Annotated in this window: 16 protein-coding genes; 8 read left to right on the top strand and 8 right to left on the bottom strand. The window is 66.9% G+C overall.

The window, feature by feature from the left end:
- The coding region (locus tag N825_RS09695) for a hypothetical protein (RefSeq protein ID WP_037450144.1) at positions 1 to 1,008 on the bottom strand (1,008 nt) is incomplete at its 3' end.
- Positions 1,009 to 1,203: 195 nt separating this feature from the next.
- Here N825_RS09695 and N825_RS09690 point away from each other — a divergent pair.
- Positions 1,204 to 3,390: a DNA topoisomerase gene (locus tag N825_RS09690; protein ID WP_037450141.1), complete on the top strand. Its 2,187-nt coding sequence runs from the start codon at positions 1,204 to 1,206 to the stop codon at positions 3,388 to 3,390.
- Positions 3,391 to 3,411: 21 nt separating this feature from the next.
- Here N825_RS09690 and N825_RS09685 read toward each other — a convergent pair whose 3' ends face one another.
- Positions 3,412 to 4,134, bottom strand: a complete 723-nt coding sequence (locus N825_RS09685; protein ID WP_425423724.1) for a superoxide dismutase — start codon at positions 4,132 to 4,134, stop codon at positions 3,412 to 3,414.
- A gap of 103 nt (positions 4,135 to 4,237) precedes the next feature.
- Positions 4,238 to 4,627, bottom strand: coding sequence for a cupin domain-containing protein (locus N825_RS09680; RefSeq protein WP_051511836.1), 390 nt, complete (start codon positions 4,625 to 4,627; stop codon positions 4,238 to 4,240).
- Positions 4,628 to 4,874: 247 nt separating this feature from the next.
- On the opposite strand from N825_RS09680, the gene leuC reads away from it, so the two are divergent.
- The 4 genes from leuC (at position 4,875) to N825_RS09660 (ending at position 9,105) form a co-directional block, all read left to right on the top strand.
- Positions 4,875 to 6,281, top strand: coding sequence for a 3-isopropylmalate dehydratase large subunit (gene leuC, locus N825_RS09675; RefSeq protein ID WP_037450136.1), 1,407 nt, complete (start codon positions 4,875 to 4,877; stop codon positions 6,279 to 6,281).
- Positions 6,282 to 6,298: 17 nt separating this feature from the next.
- Positions 6,299 to 6,910, top strand: coding sequence for a 3-isopropylmalate dehydratase small subunit (leuD, locus tag N825_RS09670; protein ID WP_037450132.1), 612 nt, complete (start codon positions 6,299 to 6,301; stop codon positions 6,908 to 6,910).
- 96 nt (positions 6,911 to 7,006) lie between these two features.
- Entirely contained in the window at positions 7,007 to 8,122 is a 1,116-nt protein-coding gene (leuB, locus tag N825_RS09665) for a 3-isopropylmalate dehydrogenase (RefSeq protein WP_037450129.1), read from the top strand.
- Between the two features lie 125 nt (positions 8,123 to 8,247).
- Positions 8,248 to 9,105, top strand: a complete 858-nt coding sequence (locus N825_RS09660; protein WP_037450126.1) for an RpnC/YadD family protein — start codon at positions 8,248 to 8,250, stop codon at positions 9,103 to 9,105.
- Between the two features lie 3 nt (positions 9,106 to 9,108).
- Here the strand turns inward: N825_RS09660 and N825_RS09655 are convergent, their stop codons facing one another.
- Complete coding sequence (locus N825_RS09655; protein WP_245613063.1) at positions 9,109 to 9,372, bottom strand: hypothetical protein; 264 nt, start codon at positions 9,370 to 9,372, stop codon at positions 9,109 to 9,111.
- Positions 9,373 to 9,614: 242 nt separating this feature from the next.
- Here N825_RS09655 and N825_RS09650 point away from each other — a divergent pair, with 242 nt between their 5' ends.
- On the top strand, positions 9,615 to 10,634 hold the full coding sequence (locus N825_RS09650; protein WP_037450428.1) for an aspartate-semialdehyde dehydrogenase: 1,020 nt from the start codon (positions 9,615 to 9,617) through the stop codon (positions 10,632 to 10,634).
- 17 nt (positions 10,635 to 10,651) lie between these two features.
- On the opposite strand, the gene pdxY is transcribed toward N825_RS09650, so the two are convergent.
- Both pdxY and N825_RS09640 read right to left on the bottom strand, forming a co-directional pair.
- Positions 10,652 to 11,512: a pyridoxal kinase PdxY gene (gene pdxY / locus N825_RS09645; protein WP_037450123.1), complete on the bottom strand. Its 861-nt coding sequence runs from the start codon at positions 11,510 to 11,512 to the stop codon at positions 10,652 to 10,654.
- 70 nt (positions 11,513 to 11,582) lie between these two features.
- A complete protein-coding gene (locus N825_RS09640; protein WP_051511834.1) occupies positions 11,583 to 12,902 on the bottom strand; it encodes a GGDEF domain-containing response regulator in 1,320 nt (439 codons plus the stop codon).
- A 271-nt stretch (positions 12,903 to 13,173) separates the two neighbouring features.
- On the opposite strand from N825_RS09640, the gene N825_RS09635 reads away from it, so the two are divergent.
- Together N825_RS09635 and N825_RS09630 are read left to right on the top strand one after the other, a co-directional pair.
- Complete coding sequence (locus tag N825_RS09635; RefSeq protein WP_037450120.1) at positions 13,174 to 14,064, top strand: HpcH/HpaI aldolase/citrate lyase family protein; 891 nt, start codon at positions 13,174 to 13,176, stop codon at positions 14,062 to 14,064.
- Positions 14,065 to 14,120: 56 nt separating this feature from the next.
- Positions 14,121 to 15,179 (top strand): MaoC family dehydratase, encoded by a 1,059-nt coding sequence (locus N825_RS09630; protein ID WP_037450415.1) that lies wholly within the window; start codon positions 14,121 to 14,123, stop codon positions 15,177 to 15,179.
- Between the two features lies 1 nt (position 15,180).
- Here N825_RS09630 and N825_RS09625 read toward each other — a convergent pair whose 3' ends face one another.
- Both N825_RS09625 and N825_RS09620 read right to left on the bottom strand, forming a co-directional pair.
- Entirely contained in the window at positions 15,181 to 16,611 is a 1,431-nt protein-coding gene (locus N825_RS09625) for a M28 family peptidase (protein WP_198038250.1), read from the bottom strand.
- Positions 16,612 to 16,676: 65 nt separating this feature from the next.
- Positions 16,677 to 17,633, bottom strand: a complete 957-nt coding sequence (locus N825_RS09620; protein ID WP_037450116.1) for an MBL fold metallo-hydrolase — start codon at positions 17,631 to 17,633, stop codon at positions 16,677 to 16,679.
- Positions 17,634 to 17,644 lie beyond the last annotated feature (11 nt).

Raw genomic sequence — 17,644 nt, 5'->3', positions numbered from 1 at the left:
GGCCGCCGCCGTCGTTGCCGCGGCCAAGGCGGCGACCGTGGCGGTGGTCGCGGCCGATGATGCGGAAGACGGCGCGGGAGTGGCGTCGGATGCTGGTGCCGGCAGGGCCAGCCGCGCCGCGTTCGCGTCCGGGAGCACGGTCGGCGGGACAACCGCGGTGGCCGGCGCTTTGATGGCCGATGGCGCCGCCGCTTCCGTCTTTACCTTGAACAGCGACTCCACCGTCTCAACCAGCCGCTGGAGGATGGTGTAGACCAGCGTCGCCGAGAAGCCTCCCAGCAGGGCCAGCAGGGGCTTGCTGAAGGTTTCGGCGGACGAGGCGGCGGGGGCCGTACCGGAGGCGGGATTGACCTCGGGCCCGAGCGGGATCATTTGGGACAGCACCAGACCGGCGATCAATCCCATGCCGATCCTGATCCAATATGAGGATTCCAGGTTTGGATCGTAGGTGCCGGCACCGATGAAGCCATGGGCGATGAACAGCGCGTGGAAGCAGCCGCCCATCGCGGCGGCGCTCATCAGGAAGATCAGCACCAACAAGGCCTTGATGCCGTCCAGCGAGTAGATGTCGGAAGCGAGGTTGGCGTGGTTGATCGCGCCGGACAGGCTGCTCAGCACGAACAGGGACGTGAAGAAGGCCGCGCCGATGACCAGCCGGCGGATCGACGGCAGCGGACCGAGGCAGGATTTCCAGTTCTGGTTCGCTTGATCGACCTGGAGCAGGTAGATCGTTCGGGGAGCGGCCGGCGCCACGACGTCCGCCAACTGGCTGTGGATGGTGGCGAGTGTCGCGAGCGGAACCGCGCCGCCGGCCAGGGCCAGTTCGATCAGTTCCAGCGAGGTTGTCAACGAATCGGGCAGCTTCAACCCCGTCCCCAGCGCGTGGCGCGCCATGGCGTCGCATTCCAGCGCCACGCGCCGGGTCAGCGTGACCCCCGGCTCCGCCGCCCCGGATGAGGCGGTCGTGGCCGCTCCGGCTGGCGCGCCGTCGATTGTGGTGTCCGTCACGAACCGTCTCCGAAAATGGTCAACCCGCGGGTCCCCTCATTATGATCCATTTATATAAAAACATATAAATTTTTGAGGAAGTGCCATCGAAGCGTGTGTCCCGTCAGGCGTGTCCGCAACCCATCAAGGATGTTCTTGATTCGTTTGCTCTCCCGTTCTAACGTCCGGGCATCGATACCTTCAACCCGGCGAGCCATGGCGACCGTCATCATCACGGAGAAATCCAGTCAGGCGAAAGACCTGCGCGTGGCGCTGGGTGACCGGTTCGGCCGCATCCTGCCGGCGGAGGGTCACCTGCTGCGGCTGGCGGAACCGGACGAGGTCAACCCCGCCTGGAAGCGCTGGTCCTCGGCCCTGCTCAAGCCGGACGGGCTCTATCCGACCAGGCCAGACCCGAATGGCAACAAGCCGGCCAAGTTCCAGGCCATCGCCAGCGCGCTGAAGGGTTGCGACCGGGTGATCCTGGCGACCGACTGCGACCGCGAGGGCCAGTTGATCGGGCAGGAGATCCTGGAGCATGTCGGGTTCCGGGGTTCGGTGATGCGTGCCATCTTCACCGCCCAGGATCCCAAGACGATCCGCGACGCCTTCGATCGGTTGAAGCCCAACGCTGAGCTGCGTCCGGTCTACGAGGCCGCGGTGGCGCGCCAGCAGGCCGACCAGATCTTCAACCTGTCCCTGACGCGCACCGCGACGACCACGCTGCTGGCGCCGGGCGTCAAGGGCGTTATCGGCATCGGACGGGTCAAGACGCCGACCCTGGCGATCGTCTGCCTGCGCGAGCTGGAGATCCTGGACTTCAAGCCGGAGGACTACTTCGAGGTCACCGCGACCGCGACCGTGGCGACCGGCACCTTCCTGATGCGCCACGCGCCACCGCCCAAGGATCGCATCAAGGACCGGAAGCGCGCGGAGGCGATCGCCGCGGCCGCCGAGGGCCACGCGGGTGATCTGGCGGTCACGGTCGAGGAGAAGCGCCAGGGACCGCCGCGCCTGTTCGACCTGCCGGCCTTGCAGAAGACCTGTGGCCAGCGCTGGGGCTGGAACGCCGACAAGACCCTGTCGGTCGCCCAGGAGCTTTACGACGGCGACGGCAAGAAGCTGATCACCTATCCGCGCGCCGAGGCGCGCTACCTGTCGGAGAACCAGATCGACGACGTGCCGGCGATCGTCCGCGCGCTGACGGGCCTGCGCGGCTTCGCCCATCTGGACATCTCCCGCCCCGTCATCCGCAAGGGCAAGTCCGGCCATTTCCACGACAAGTCGCTGGAGGGCGTGTCGCACCACGCCATCGTGCCAAACGTCAACGTCCTGAATGACCTGGAACCCCGGCTGGCCCGGCTGAACGATGACGAAAAGCGCCTGTTCGCCCTGATCTGCCGCTCATATCTGGCGATCGTGATGCCGGATTATGAATACCGCCAGACGACGGTGACCTTGCCGGTCCCGATGCCGGACGGCAAGCCGGTCGAGTTCCGCACGATCGGGCGCGTTCCGATCAAGCTCGGCTGGAAGGAGGTCTACACCGGCAACGATCCCGGAGCACCACCGGAGGCCGAGAACGAGCAGACGCTGCCTCCGATATCCAACGGCGACCGTGCTGCCCTGTCCGACGCCAAGGTGGAGGCCAAGCGGACCCAGCCGCCGCCACGCTACAACGAGGGCACGCTGATCGACGCCATGCAGAACGCGTGGCGCTTCGTCGAGGATCCGACGCTACGCGACCGGCTGAAGGAGGCGAAGGGTATCGGCACGCCCGCCACCCGCGCCGAGGTGATCAAGGGGCTGAAGCGGCAGAACATGCTGGCGGCTGACGGCAAGCTGGTGGTGCCGACGCCCGCCGGGCTCCATCTGTTCGATCTGCTGCGGAAATCGGCGCCGGTGCTGGTCGATCCGGGCACGACCGCCGTATGGGAAATGCGGTTGGATGACATCGTCACCGGCCGCGCCGAGTTCCGCGGCGTCATCGACGGTATCGCGACCGAGGCGGAGCGGCTGATCGCGGCTCTCAAATCCGGTGGCGGAACCAAGGTCGACTTGGGCGCTCCGGCGCCCCCGGTCAAACGGGCGGCGATCAAGCGCCGCGCCGCGGGTGCCAAGCCGGCGGTGCTAAGGAAGCGCAAGACCGCCGCCGCGGCGACCGGCGACGACGTTGCGGCACCGGTGAAGCGGCGGCGCAAGACGACCGCGGCCCCACCGGAGCGGGCCGCGGAGACCCCCCTGCCGGCCAAGTCCCGCGGCAACCCACCGACGGAGCGGATGCTGGCATTCGCCACCAGCTTGGCGACCCGCAAGGGCATCGAGGTGCCCGGCGAGGTTCGGTCCGATTTCGACGCCTGCCGCCAGTTTCTCGACCAGCACTCCGCCCGGACACCGTCCTGAGCGGCGTGCCGGGGGATCAGGTCAGATCGTCAGCGTGCCGGCCTTGGCGGCGGCGTAGCGTTCGCCGACCTTGGACCAGTCGACGGTGTTCCACCACGCCTTCAGGTAATCCGGGCGGCGGTTCTGGTAGGTCAGGTAATAGGCGTGTTCCCACACGTCGTTGCCCATCAGGACGCGCTTGCCTTCCATCAGCGGCGTATCCTGGTTGGGCTTGCTCTCCAGCGCCAGCTTGCCCTGCTTGTCGACCGTGACGAACACCCAGCCCGATCCGAACACCCTGGCGCCGGCGCCGTTGAACGTCTCTTTCATGGCGTCCACACCCCCAAGATCGCGATCGATCGCAGCCTTGAGGTCGCCGGTCGGAGCGCCGCCACCAGGACCCATGATCTGCCAGAACATGGTGTGGTTGGCGTGTCCGCCGCCGCTGTTGCGGATCGTGGTCCTGACCGCATCCGGCATCTCACCCAGCTTGGCGAGAATGTCCTGGAGCGGCATCGAGGCCACCTGGGAATGGTCCTTCACCGCCGCGTTGAGATTGGTGACATAGGTCGCGTGATGCTTGTCGTGGTGGATCTCCATCGTCTTGGCGTCGATATGCGGCTCCAGCGCCGAGGTGGCGTAGCCGAGAGGATCGAGCTTGAACGGCCCCGTCGCCTGGGCCCACGCCCGCCCGATACCCCGATCCATCATCGTCACCACGGAAACCGCCCCCGCCGCCGCGAGGAAACCCCTGCGCCCCATCATCAACATCGCTTCGCCCCTCCCTGGGATCATTGATATGAAAGTCCGCCGCCGACGCGGCCGATCAAGTACTTAGGTGTCGAAACCGGTTCCGCGAGCCCTGACGTCAGCCATCGGCCACTTGGACCGACCCCGCCGCCTCGAACGTGGCGTAGAGCTTCCGGGCGCGCTCCACCACTTCCCAGGTGCCGACGAAGCCGGCCGGCATGACGAAGGCGTCGCCGGCCTTGAAGGCGCGCTCGGCGCCCGCCTCGTCGCGGACCACGACGATGCCGGATAGCAGGTGGCAGAACTCGTTCTCCGTGAAGTTGACTTTCCACACGCCCGGAGCGCCTTCCCAAATTCCGGCGGAGAACTGGCCGGTTGTGTCGGTGAAGTGGTTCCACGCCAATTGATCGGGGGAGCCCGCCAGGATGCGCCCGTCATCCGGACGAATGGCGTACTCCTCGGACGTCGTTTCCCCAATCACGGCGAGGTCGGAGATGCGTTTCGACATGAAATTTCCTTTTTTTCGGCTTGGGCGTACCTAAGGCGCGCCAAAACGCATTGGCTGTATTGCATTGAAGTCTAGTCCCTTGAGGCGGCGAGGGGCAGGGGTTATGTTGACATACAGAGGTAAGCCCGGCTCGCCCGCCGGTCGGATCGCCGGTGATGTCAGGTGATATCAAGGGGAAACCGGCCGCGGGCGACACGCCGGACGGTTCGGGTCACCCCGCTGGAACGTGAATCAGAGAATCAAACAAATGGCAAAGCCACGTACGCTCTTCGACAAGATCTGGGACAGCCACGTCGTCCATCGTCAGGAGGACGGCACCTGCGTCCTCTATATCGACCGTCATCTGGTCCATGAGGTGACCAGTCCCCAGGCTTTCGAAGGACTACGCCTCGCGGGCCGCAAGGTCCGCCGCCCGGACGCCACGCTGGCCGTCGCCGACCACAATGTTCCGACCAGCGACCGCGGCGAGGGGATCGCCGATGAGGAGAGCCGCATCCAGGTCGAGACGCTGGAGAAGAACGCGGTCGATTTCGGCGTGCCCTATTTCGCGATGGACGACATCCGGCAGGGCATCGTCCACATCATCGGACCGGAGCAGGGACTGACCCAGCCGGGCATGACCATCGTGTGCGGCGACAGCCACACGGCCACCCATGGGGCCTTCGGGGCGTTGGCCTTCGGCATCGGCACGTCCGAGGTCGAGCACGTGCTGGCGACCCAGACGCTGCAGCAGCGGCCGGCCAAGAACATGCGGATCACCGTCGATGGCGACCTGCCGGTCGGCGTCACCGCCAAGGACCTGATCCTGGCCGTCATCGGCGTGATCGGCACCGCCGGCGGCACCGGCCATGTCATCGAATACGCCGGCAAGGCGATCCGCGACCTATCCATGGAAGGCCGCATGACCGTCTGCAACATGTCGATCGAGGCGGGCGCCCGCGCTGGCCTGATCGCGCCGGACGAGACCACCTTCAAGTACCTGATGGGCCGCCCCTACGCTCCGAAGGCGGGCGCCTACGAGCAGGCCGTCGCCTATTGGCGGACGCTGCCGAGCGACGAGGGCGCCGTCTATGACAAGGAGGTCACGCTGAAGGCCGAGGATATCGTGCCGCAGGTCACTTGGGGCACCAGCCCGCAGGACGTGCTGCCGATCACCGCCGTCGTACCCAATCCCGCCGATGTCGCCGACAAGGCCAAGCGGGCCGCCGTGGAGCGGGCGCTTGAATACATGGGCCTGACCCCCGGAACGCCGCTGAGCCAGGTCAAGGTCGACAAGGTCTTCATCGGCTCCTGCACCAATGGCAGGATCGAGGACCTGCGCGCCGCCGCGACCGTGGCGCGCGGCCGCAAGGTGGCCGACGGCGTCTACGCGATGATCGTTCCCGGCTCCGGCCTGGTCAAGGAACAGGCCGAGGAGGAAGGGCTGGACGTCGTCTTCAAGGAGGCCGGCTTCGACTGGCGCGAGCCCGGCTGCTCCATGTGCCTCGCCATGAACGCGGACAAGCTCAGCCCCGGCGAGCGCTGCGCCTCGACCTCCAACCGTAATTTCGAAGGCAGGCAGGGCCGCGGCGGCCGTACCCATCTGGTCAGCCCGGCGATGGCGGTGGCCGCCGCCGTGACCGGCCACCTGACCGACATCCGCGAACTCGTCTGAGGAGCGTCTCCGATATCATGGAAAAGTTCACCACGCTGACCGGGGTCGCGGCCCCGTTGCCGATCATCAACGTCGACACCGACATGCTGATCCCAAAGCAGTTCCTCAAGACGATCAAGCGCACCGGCTTGGGCAAGCACCTGTTCGACGAGATGCGCTACACGGCGGAGGGCGAGGAGAAGCCCGACTTCGTGCTGAACAAGCCGGCCTATCGCCAAGCGAAGATCCTGGTCGCTGGCGACAACTTCGGCTGCGGGTCGAGCCGGGAACACGCCCCCTGGGCGCTTGCCGACTTCGGCATCCGCTGTGTCATCGCGACCAGTTTCGCCGACATCTTCTTCAACAACTGCTTCAAGAACGGCATCCTGCCGATCGTGCTGCCGCAGGAGCAGGTCGATCTGCTGATGGACGACGCGGAGCGCGGCTCCAACGCGGTCGTCACGGTCGACCTGGAGAAGCAGGAGATCACCGGTCCCGACGGCGGCAAGATCACCTTCGACGTCGACCCCTTCCGGAAGCACTGCCTGCTGAACGGACTGGACGACATTGGCCTGACGCTGGAACACGCTCCGTCGATCGACACCTACGAGACATCGCAGCGCGGTACGCAACCGTGGTTGTGGGCATGACGCGCCCCGGGAGCTTTTCACGATAGGGGAGCTTTTCAGGAGCGTGTTTGCGCACTACAAAGCTCCCCAACAGATAATCCATGGAGAAAACACGCGATGCCCGCCAACAAGAAGCTGCTGATACTGCCCGGTGATGGTATCGGCCCGGAAGTGATGCGCCAGGTGCGGCGTGTTATCGACTGGATGGATCGCAAACGGCGTGTGACCTTCGACGTCCAGGAAGGACTGGTCGGCGGCATCGCCATCGACCACCACGGCGTGCCCCTGTCCGACGAGACCATGGCCGACGCGATGGGTGTCGACGCCGTTCTGCTCGGCGCGGTCGGTGGCCCCAAGTGGGATAACGTCAGCTTCGACAAGCGGCCGGAAGCCGGCCTGCTGCGCCTCCGCAAGGAGTTGGGGCTGTTCGCCAACCTGCGCCCGGCGATCGTGTTCGACGCGCTGGTCGACGCCTCGACCCTCAAGCCGGACATCGTCCGCGGCCTCGACCTGATGATCGTCCGCGAGTTGACCGGCGGCGTCTATTTCGGTGAGCCGCGCGGCATCGAGGAGTTGCCCGATGGCCAGCGCCGCGGCGTCAACACCCAGGTCTACACCACCTCCGAGATCCACCGCGTCGCGCGCGTCGCCTTCGAACTGGCGCGCAAGCGGCAGAACAAGCTGTGCTCGGTCGAAAAGGCCAACGTGATGGAATCCGGCCTGCTGTGGCGGCAGGAGGTGACCAAGCTGCATCAGGCCGAATACGCCGATGTCGAGCTGACCCACATGTACGCCGACAACTGCGCCATGCAGCTGATCAAGAACCCCAAGCAGTTCGACGTCATCGTCACCGACAACCTGTTCGGTGACATGCTGTCGGACGAGGCGGCGATGATGACGGGCTCGCTCGGCATGCTGCCGTCCGCCTCGCTGGGCGCTCCGGACGAGAGCGGCCGCCGCCGCGCGCTGTACGAGCCGGTGCATGGCTCCGCCCCGGACATCGCCGGCCGCGACCTCGCCAACCCGATCGCGACGCTGCTCAGCTTCGCCATGATGCTGCGCTACTCGTTCGACATGAACGAGGACGCCGACCTGATCGAGAAGGCGGTGCAGACCGTGCTGAACGGCGGCACCCGCACGTCCGACATCATGGCGCCGGGCATGGCCCGCTGCTCGACCTCGGTCATGGGCGATTCGATCGTCCGCGTGCTGGACAAGATCGCCGCCTCGTAAGGGGAACGCGGGAGCGGCCGATGCCGCTCCCGTCCCTGGCCCACCTCCCAGCGTCATCGCGCCACATAGCCCCACGCGCGTGAAACCCTCATGAGCCACATGCGATGGTATGCATGGGGCGGTGGATGGGTCACGACTACGACGCGACGATCAAGGAGATGGTGTGGACCGGCACGCCGGCCCTGCTGCGCATGTTGACCGGCCTGCGCGTCGAGCGCTTCGTGCCGACCGAGTTCGCCCGCGTCCGCCTGCGTCGCCCCGACATGGTGGCCGAACTGGAAGGTGGTACCGTCTTCCACCTGGAGTTGGAATCGGGTGTCTCCGCCGCCATGCGGTGGCGGATGTACGAGTATTACGGCCTCGTCTCCGAATGCTACGGCGACGCTCCCGTCACACAGCTCGTGCTGCGGCTGGGCGAGCGCCGGAGCGGCGAGCCCGGTGGCATCTTCCATCCCAACCTGAGCTTCCGATACGAGGTGCGGCACATCGCCGACTTCGACGCCGGCCCCTTGCTCGACAGTCCGTCGCCAGATGACGCGGTGCTGGCGATCCTATGCGAATGCGACGATATTAGGAAACGCGTGCGCGCCATCCTGGAGCGCCTCGCGATGCTCGACAGGCGGGACAGGAACGACGCCGCGAACCGGCTCCTGACGCTGTCGAAACTGAGGAAGGCCGCGCCTGTCGTGGTGGAGGAGGTCAAGAACATGGCAGTGCGATTCACACTGGAGGAATACCCGCTCTACGACGAGGCATTCGCCAAGGGCGAGATGAAGGGCAAGGTCGAGGGCGAGGTGAAGGGCAAGATCTCGGCGTTGCTCCGGTTGATGGAGCGCCGGGCCGGTCCGGTTCCCGTTCCCGTCATGGAACGCGTGCGTGACGCTTCCGTCGAGGATATCGACCGCTGGTTCGACATCATCGCCGACGCCCGGTCCCTGAGCGTCGGCGACCTCGACGTGATCCTGGCCGGACGGCCGAACTGAGGATCAAGGGAACTTGCGGCTGTTCTCGACCAGCAGGACGTAGAGTTCCTTGATGAAGTCCTGCTGCTTCAGCCGGCCGAACGGCAGGTTGTCGCAGGCGAAATCGACCAGCCCGTCCGACGCCTTGGTCGGCACGATCTCGAACCCGGCCTTCCGCAGGGCGATGATCACCGCCGTGGCCTGCTTGACGTAGTCCTCGTTGAAGAACGATCTGTCCGCGTCCTTGATCGCGAGGGCGATGGTGTCACGCAAGAGATTGCTGCTCACGCCGGTTCCAGTCTGGAGGTGTCATCCCTTGGAAGGATGAGGAAATCCACCACCAAAAACCAGGGCAAAGGCCATGCCCCGATGACGGCGGCACCGTCCCCTGCCGTTCGAAGCCGCGTGATCCCCTTGCAAACGGGCCGCCGCTTGCATAATTCAAGTCCCCTCGACGGATGGGCGAAATCGCCGCGCCACCGGAAACGGTTGGGCGAGAGACCCTCGAACAAAAAAGCAGGAACTCAATCATGGGCTACAAGGTCGCGGTCATCGGCGCCACCGGCAATGTCGGGCGGGAGATGCTGACCACTCTGGCCGAACGTGATTTCCCGGTCGACGACGTGGTCGCCCTCGCGTCGGAAAAGTCGATCGGCAGTCAGATCTCGTTCGGCGACAAATCGGTCCTGGACGTCCAGGATTTGGCGAAATTCGACTTCCGCGGCTGGGACATCGCGCTGTCCTCGCCCAGCGGCGCCGTTTCGGCGCAGTTCTCGCCCAAGGCCGCCGCGGCGGGCTGCGTGGTGATCGACAACACGTCGCATTTCCGGATGGACCCCGACGTGCCGCTGATCGTGCCCGAGGTCAATCCCGAGGCGCTGGCCGGCTACACCAAGCGCAACATCATCGCCAACCCGAACTGCTCGACCATCCAGATGGTGGTGGCGCTGAAGCCGCTGCACGATCTGGCCCAGGTCAAGCGGATCGTCGTCGCGACATACCAGTCGGTGTCGGGTGCGGGGCGCGACGCCATGGATGAGCTGTTCAACCAGACCCGCGCCATCTACGTCAATGATCCGATCGAGAAGAAGGTCTTCGACAAGCAGATCGCCTTCAACGTCATTCCCCACATCGACACGTTCATGGAGGACGGCTCGACCCGCGAGGAGTGGAAGATGATGGTGGAGACCAAGAAGATCCTGGGCTCCAAGATCACCGTGGCCGCCACCTGCGTGCGGGTTCCGGTCTTCATAGGCCACGCCGAGGCGATCAACGTCGAGTTCGAGCGCCCGATCAGCGCCGAGGACGCGACCGAGGCGCTGCGCCAAGCCCCCGGCATCACCGTGATCGATCACCGCACCGACGAAGGGTTCGTCACGCCGGTCGAATGCGCCGGTGACGATCCCGTCTTCATCTCGCGCATCCGCGAGGACTTCTCGATCGAGAACGGCCTCAACCTTTGGGTCGTCGCCGACAACCTGCGGAAGGGCGCCGCCCTCAACGCGGTGCAGATCGCGGAACTGCTCGTCCGCGACTACTTGAAAAAGTAGCCTTAGCGTACCCCTTCTCAGCGTACCGGGCGGACCTCGAACAGGCGGGATGGGCGGACCAGCTCGTCCTGCGCCGCGATCAGCTGAAGCTCGCGCGTGCCGGCCTTCAGCGTCGCGGCGAACACCGCGTAGATGGCGGCGGCCGCGTGGCCCAGCGCGCCGGCGGCGTCGCCGCTCTCAAGGTACTTGGCCAGGAACACGGCGGCGACGCAGTCACCCGCCCCATTCGGCGGCTTGTCGAACGGCAACCGGGGCGTGGTCACCAGGAAGGCGCCGTCCGGCGAGTCCAGTAGCATCTCGATGCTGTCGGGATCGGCCTCGGCGCGGGTCAGGCTGGTCAGCAGCACCAGCTTCGGCCCTAAGCCACGGGCGGCCGCGGTCGCGGCCAGCGCGTCGTCCATCGACCGGATTTCCGTGCCGGTCAGGAACTCCAGCTCGAACTGGTTCGGCGTGATGATGTCGGCCGCGGGGACGGCGTGGGCCCGCATGAAGTCGCGGATGTCCTGGTTGACGAAGAAGCCGCGCCCGACATCGCCCATCACCGGATCGCAGCAGTAGAGCGCCGCCGGGTTGGCGGTCTCGACCCGGCGGACCGTCTCGACGATCACCTGACCCAGGGCGGCTCCGCCCATATAGCCGGACAGGATGGCATCGCAGTGGTCGAGCCCGCCACGCTGGCCGATGCCATCGATCACCTCGGCGATGTGCTCGGGCGAGAAGACCTGTCCGGTCCACGACCCATAACCGGTGTGGTTGGAGAATTGGACCGTGTTGACCGCCATCGCGTCGAACCCGAGACGCTGGAGCGGGAACACGGCCGCACGGTTCCCGACATAGCCGAAGGCGACGTGGGACTGGATGGTGAGGATCTGTTTCATGGCGGGACCAACCGTGCCACAAGGATGGACGCGGCGCAGCAATCTTGTGCGGGATTTCCGCGCGGGGCAGCTAGGCCGGGGCCACGGCGCTGGCGGGAACGACCCGGTCGCGTCCGCTGGCCTTGGCTTGGTAGAGCGCCAGATCGGCCCGCGCCAGGGGTTGCTCGATCCTGAGATCATCGCGGCGGCACTCCGCGATGCCCAGGCTCACGGTCAGGCGCAATTCCGCGCCGTCTCCGGATGCCACGCGCAGTCGCGACGCTCGCAGCCGGACGCGTTCGGCCACGGCCATGGCCTCCACCTCTCCCGCTTCGGGCAGCAGGATGGCGAACTCCTCGCCGCCCATGCGACCCAGCAGGTCGCTCTGGCGCAGCGTCTCCGCGCAGACCGCGGCGAGCCGCCGCAAGGCCTCGTCGCCCATCGCGTGGCCGTGGGTGTCGTTGATCCGCTTGAAGTGGTCGACATCCATCATGATCAGGCTGAACGGCGTTCCATATCGCCACAGGCGGGCCAACTCGCGCTCCGCGAGATCGAGCAGATGGCGCCGGTTGGCGATGCCCGTCAGCGGATCGGTGGTCGCCAGCAGGACCAGCCGCGCTTCCGCCCGCTTGCGTTCGGTGATGCCGCGGATCATCGCGGTCACGATGGGGCCGTCCGGCCCCTCGGAACGCGACAGCGAGACCTCGATTGGGAAGCCGGTGCCGTCGCGGTGGCGCCCGTTGACCTCCGGCCGGTCGGCCATGTCGCGCGAGACGACCGCGTGGCGCAGGAACCCGTTGAAATGATCGGTGTGGACCGACCGCAGCCGGTCGGGGATCAGCACCGACATCGGCTCGCCCAGGATCTCGTCGCTCTGGTAGCCGAACATCCGCTCCGCCGCCGGATTGAACAGGACGATGCGCTGATCGGCATCGACCGAGACCACGGCGTCGTGGGCGAGGTCCAGCACGTTCTTCAGCCGCGCCTCCGATCGTCTCAGCCGCTCCTCCAGATGGCCGCGCGCGATGGCGTGGCGGATCGCGCGCTCGATCATCGCGTCCTCGAACTCGCCCTTGACCAGGAAGTCCTGCGCGCCGGCTTGGACCGCCGCCATCGCCAGTTCATTGTCGCTGAGACCCGTCAGGACGATCAGCGGGACGGTGGGGGCGGCGTCGCGGATGGCGGTGATGGTGGCGAAGCCCTGGCTGTCCGGCAGGGTCAGGTCGAGCAGGATCACGTCCACCGTCCCCGCCTCCAGCACTGGCAGCGCGGCCGCCAGACGGTCGACGGAAGCCACCTTGAACCGCCCTCGCCGCGAACGCAGCGCGCGCGTCACGAGATCGGCGTCGCCCGGCTGATCCTCGACCAGCAGGACGTTGATGATGGGAATTGGCTGTGCTGGAGTGGGCATCTTGAAGTGACCCGTCACCCGCCCGGCGGGTCCACGGCTCGTTGGGCATCAGGCGATTCATCGGTTGAAATCACCGTATGATATCAAATGAGGCGAGAATCATTCCATGAATTCCACCACCTGGGCGCGGCGCGTCATTGTGCAGCAGCGCCCGGCGTGTCCCCGATTGCCCTTTGCCGCGGCCGCGCTGTAAGGTCCGGCCAACCGGATCGAACCGAACCCGAAAAGCCTACGCGACGCATCAATCCATCCAAGAGCAGGGAGTTTCCGAATGGCGATGACTGTCCGCCCCCGCCGCGGCGTTCTGTACATGCCGGGGTCCAACCCGCGCGCGATGGAGAAGGGCAAGACCCTGCCAGCCGACGGGCTGATCCTGGACTTGGAGGACGCGGTCGCTCCCGACGCCAAGGCCGCCGCGCGCGGCCAGATCGGCGCCGCGATCCAGGGTGGCGGCTATGGCCAGCGCGAACTGATCGTCCGCACCAACGGGCTCAACACGCCCTGGGGCTATGAGGATCTGGTGTTCGCCGCGAATTCGGGCGCCGACGCGGTGCTATTGCCCAAGGTCGAGTCGGCCGACGCGGTCCGTCAGGCGGAACAGATCCTGGTGGCGTCGGGCGCCCCCGCCGGCCTCAAGATCTGGTGCATGATGGAGACGCCGCTGGCGATGCTCAACGTCAAGGAGATCGCGGGCGCCACCCCCCGGCTCGGCGGGCTGGTCATGGGCACCTCCGACCTCGCCAAGGACCTCCACGCCGCCCACACGCGCGACCGCCTGCCGATGATCACCAGCCTGGGACTGTGCCTGCTGGCGGCGCGCGCCTACGGGCTGGCGATCCTGGACGGCGTCTATCTCGATCTCAACGACGACGAGGGCTTCGCGGCGTCCTGCCGGCAGGGCGTGGAGCTGGGCTTCGACGGCAAGACGCTGATCCATCCCAAGACGCTGGCCGCCGCCAACGCGGCGTTCGGCCCCTCGGCGGAGGAGGTCGCCCAGTCGCGCCGCTTCATCGAGGCTTTCCAGGCGGCCAGCGCCGAGGGCAAGGGCGTGGTGGTGGTCGACGGCAAGCTGGTCGAGAACCTGCACGTCGAGAACGCGCGCCGTCTGGTGGCCTTGGCCGAGGCGATCGAGGCGATGTCCAGCGGCGCGGCCTCCGCCTGAACCGGACAACTCCAAGAACCAGCGGCAGGAATTTTGGGCAGGAAAGAGCCATGGCGATGACCAAGACCAACCCCGGTAACTACTTCGAGGATTTCCGTCTGGGCCAGGAGATCATCCACGCAACCCCGCGCACCGTGACGGAAGGCGACATGGCGCTGTACGTGGCGCTGACCGGCTCGCGGTTCCCGCTGCACTCGGCCGACACCTTCGCGCAGGATCTCGGCTTCGAGGGGGCGACGGTCGACGACGCGCTGGCGTTCCACGTCGTGTTCGGCAAGACGGTTCCCGACGTTTCGCTGAACGCGGTCGCCAATCTCGGATACGCCGCCTGCCGTTTCGGCGAGCCGGTCTATCCCGGCGACACGCTGTCCTCGGTCTCGCAGGTGATCGGGCTGAAGGAGAACTCGAACGGCAAGACCGGCACGGTCTATGTCCGCTCGATCGGCGTCAACCAGCGGGGCGAGATGGTGCTGGACTATTGCCGCTGGGTGATGGTCCGGAAGCGCGACGAGTCGGCCCCTGCGCCCGATCCTGTGGTTCCGGAACTGCCCGACGCGGTGGCGGTCCACGACCTGATCGTCCCGGATGGCGCCGACTTCGGGGTCTACGACACCACGGCCGCCGGATCGCCCCACCTGTGGGAGGACTACAAGGAGGGCGAGCGGATCGACCACGTCGATGGCATGACCATCGAGGAGGCTGAGCACGCCATGGCGACCCGCCTGTACCAGAACACGGCGCGCGTCCACTTCAACCAGCACACCGAGAAGGAAGGCCGGTTCGGGCGCCGGCTGATCTATGGCGGCCATATCATCAGCCTCGCCCGAGCGCTCAGCTTCAACGGCTTGGCCAACGCCGTCCGAATCGTGGCGATCAATGGCGGCCGCCACGTCGCCCCGACCTTCGCGGGCGATACGATCTACGCCTGGTCCGAGGTGCTGGAGAAGCACGAGTTGCCGGGCCGCCGCGACATCGGCGTGCTGCGTCTGCGGACCATCGCGGTCAAGGACAGGGCTTGCGCCGACTTCCCCATGACGGGAGCGGATGGCAAGACCGATCCATCCGTCGTGCTCGACCTGGACTACACCGTGCTGATGCCACGCCGTGTGTCCTGACTCATAGCGCCGCTCCGCCTCCGACCCTGCCGCCATGGGGGGCGCGCGACAGGGTGAGGATGGCGTGGGCGGCGGCGTCGGCCATCTGGTCCAGAATGGCGCGGTCGATGTTATCGATGTCGTCGCAGGCTTGATGGTAGCACGGATCGAACGGACGGCCCGCCACGCCGCCGAACCGGGTCGCCGAGGTGTCCGACTTGGTCTCGCCAGCGCCGGTGTAGAGGCCGCCGGTGGGGATGCCGACCGCCGCGAAGGGGGCATGATCCGAGCCGCCCCGCATCGGCGTCGTGCCCATGTCCAATCCCATGGCGCGGAAATACCCGGTGAACACCCGCTGGATCTCGACCGGACCGTCGTAGACGAAGCGGCCGGGATTGGGCGAACCCAGCATGTCGAAGTTGAGGACGGCGGCGAGCCGTCCGCGCTCCTGTTCCGACAGCCGCGCCACATGGTGGCGGGAGCCGACCAGACCGATCTCCTCCGCGCCCCAGAAGGCGAAGCGGACCCGGTTGGCCGGCCGCCCGCCGCCTGGGTCGCCCGCCAGTTCGGCCATGCGCAACGCCGTCTCCAGGATCACGGCGGCGCCGCTGCCGTTGTCGTTGATCCCGGGGCCTTCCGGCACGCCGTCGAGATGGGCGCCGACCAGGATGGTGTCGCCGGTGGTGCCCTCCGGTCCATCGGCCAGCACGTTGACGCTTGACCGAGTGCCGCTCCGCGCCTCCACCGCCAGCCGGGTGTCCGGCCGGCCCTCACGCAGCCGGGCGCCCAAATCGGATGGGATGCCAACCACGGGAACGGGGGCCGGGTCGCGCAGGCGGCCGCGGAACGCGTCCGTGCGGCCGGGACCGCCCTCGTTGTGGATCACCACGCCGGCGGCTCCGGCGGCCACCGCGTTGTCGACCTTCGCCTGGAAGGTGCAGGTGCCGCGCTGGATCAGGGCGATGGCGCCCCGGATGAAGCCTTGGAAGTCCTTGGCCTCGCATCCCAGCGCCGACCCCGAGGGCGGGATCAGCGGGGCGGTCACGTCGCCACTGGCGGAGTTGGGCAGGGTGATGACCTGACCCCGATCGATCTCGACACCAATCGCGGTCAGGATCGGTGGCGCCACCTCCTCGAAGAAGGGAAAATCGAACGGTTCCAGGGTGACGGTGTAGCCGGCCCGCTCCAGCAGCGCCGCGACATGGTCAGCCGAGCGGTCGTAGCCCGGCCGGCCGGCGGCGCGGTTGCCGCCGTTGGCGTCGGCGATGGCTTGGAAAGCCCTCAGGTGGTCCATGACGCCGTCGATCGTCACGGCCTCGCGGAGAGCCGCCGTCGAGTCCAGGTCGGTCGACTTCAAATCCGCGGCGAGTCCTGGAAGCGCCGAAAGGCACAAGGCGCCAGCCAGCGCGGCATGGCGCGCGGTGGCGCCCCAATGGGCCATTCCCTTAGGCATAGGACACGCTCCCGGTTCGCGAGGACATGCCAACATAGGTGGAGCGGCGAGGGCGGTTTTCCGCTTTAGGCGGGAAATACCTTGGTTTCGCCAAATTCCAGCGTCGTGAAGTCGCCCTCGTCCAGGCCAGCCGCCGCTCTGGCCCGCCGCAACGCCGTCACGGGAGCGTCGATCCCCTCGTCGGTCAGGGCGAAGGTGCCGAAATGCATGCCGACGCTGCGGTGGGCGCCAAGGTCGCGATGGGCCTTGACGGCGTCTTCCGGGTTCATGTGGACGACACCCATGAACCACCGCGGCTCATAGGCGCCGATCGGGAGCAGGGCCAGGTCGATCCGGGGGAACCGCTGGGCGATCTCGGCGAAATGCGGGCAGTAGCCGCTGTCCGCCGCGAAAAGGACGGTGCGGCCACCCGCCTCGATGACGAAGCCGCCCCACAGGGTTCGGTTGCGGTCGAAGGGTGTTCGGGCCGAGAAATGCTGGGCCGGGACATAGGTGATCCGGGCGCCTCCGATCTCGACCGAGCCCCACCAGTCCAGCTCGACCGTGTCCTTCAGGCCGATGCGGTCCAGCAGGGCGGCGTTGCCCAGACCCGTGACCGCGCGGGATGACCAGCGCGCCGCCACCTCGCGCAAGGCCACGGGGTCGAGATGGTCGTAGTGGTTGTGGCTGACCAGGGTGACGTCGACCTTGGGCAGGGTTTCGAGCGGCTGGCCGGGGGGCCGCGCCCGCTTCGGTCCGACGAAGGAGAACGGGCTGGCGCGTTGGGCGTAGATCGGGTCGGTCAGGAACCGCATGCCGCCGACCTGTATCAGGAAGGTCGAGTGTCCGATGAAGGTGACGGCCAGCGTCTCCCGGTCGGCCGCGGTGGGCGGCGGATGCGGCGGATCGACGACGGCGTCGGGCCAGGGCGTCCGCTCGCGCGAGCGCAGCCAGCGCAGCACGTCGGCGAATGAGTGGTCCGTCCGGTCATGGACGTTGAAGAAGCGTTCGCCGTCGCAGTGGTCGGTTACCGGAAAGCGCAATCGTCAGGCCT

Source organism: Skermanella stibiiresistens SB22, assembly GCF_000576635.1.
In the GTDB taxonomy this organism is placed as follows: domain Bacteria; phylum Pseudomonadota; class Alphaproteobacteria; order Azospirillales; family Azospirillaceae; genus Skermanella; species Skermanella stibiiresistens.
Note: the sequence above shows the minus strand (reverse complement) of the source record. Positions and strands in the feature narration are given on the sequence as shown.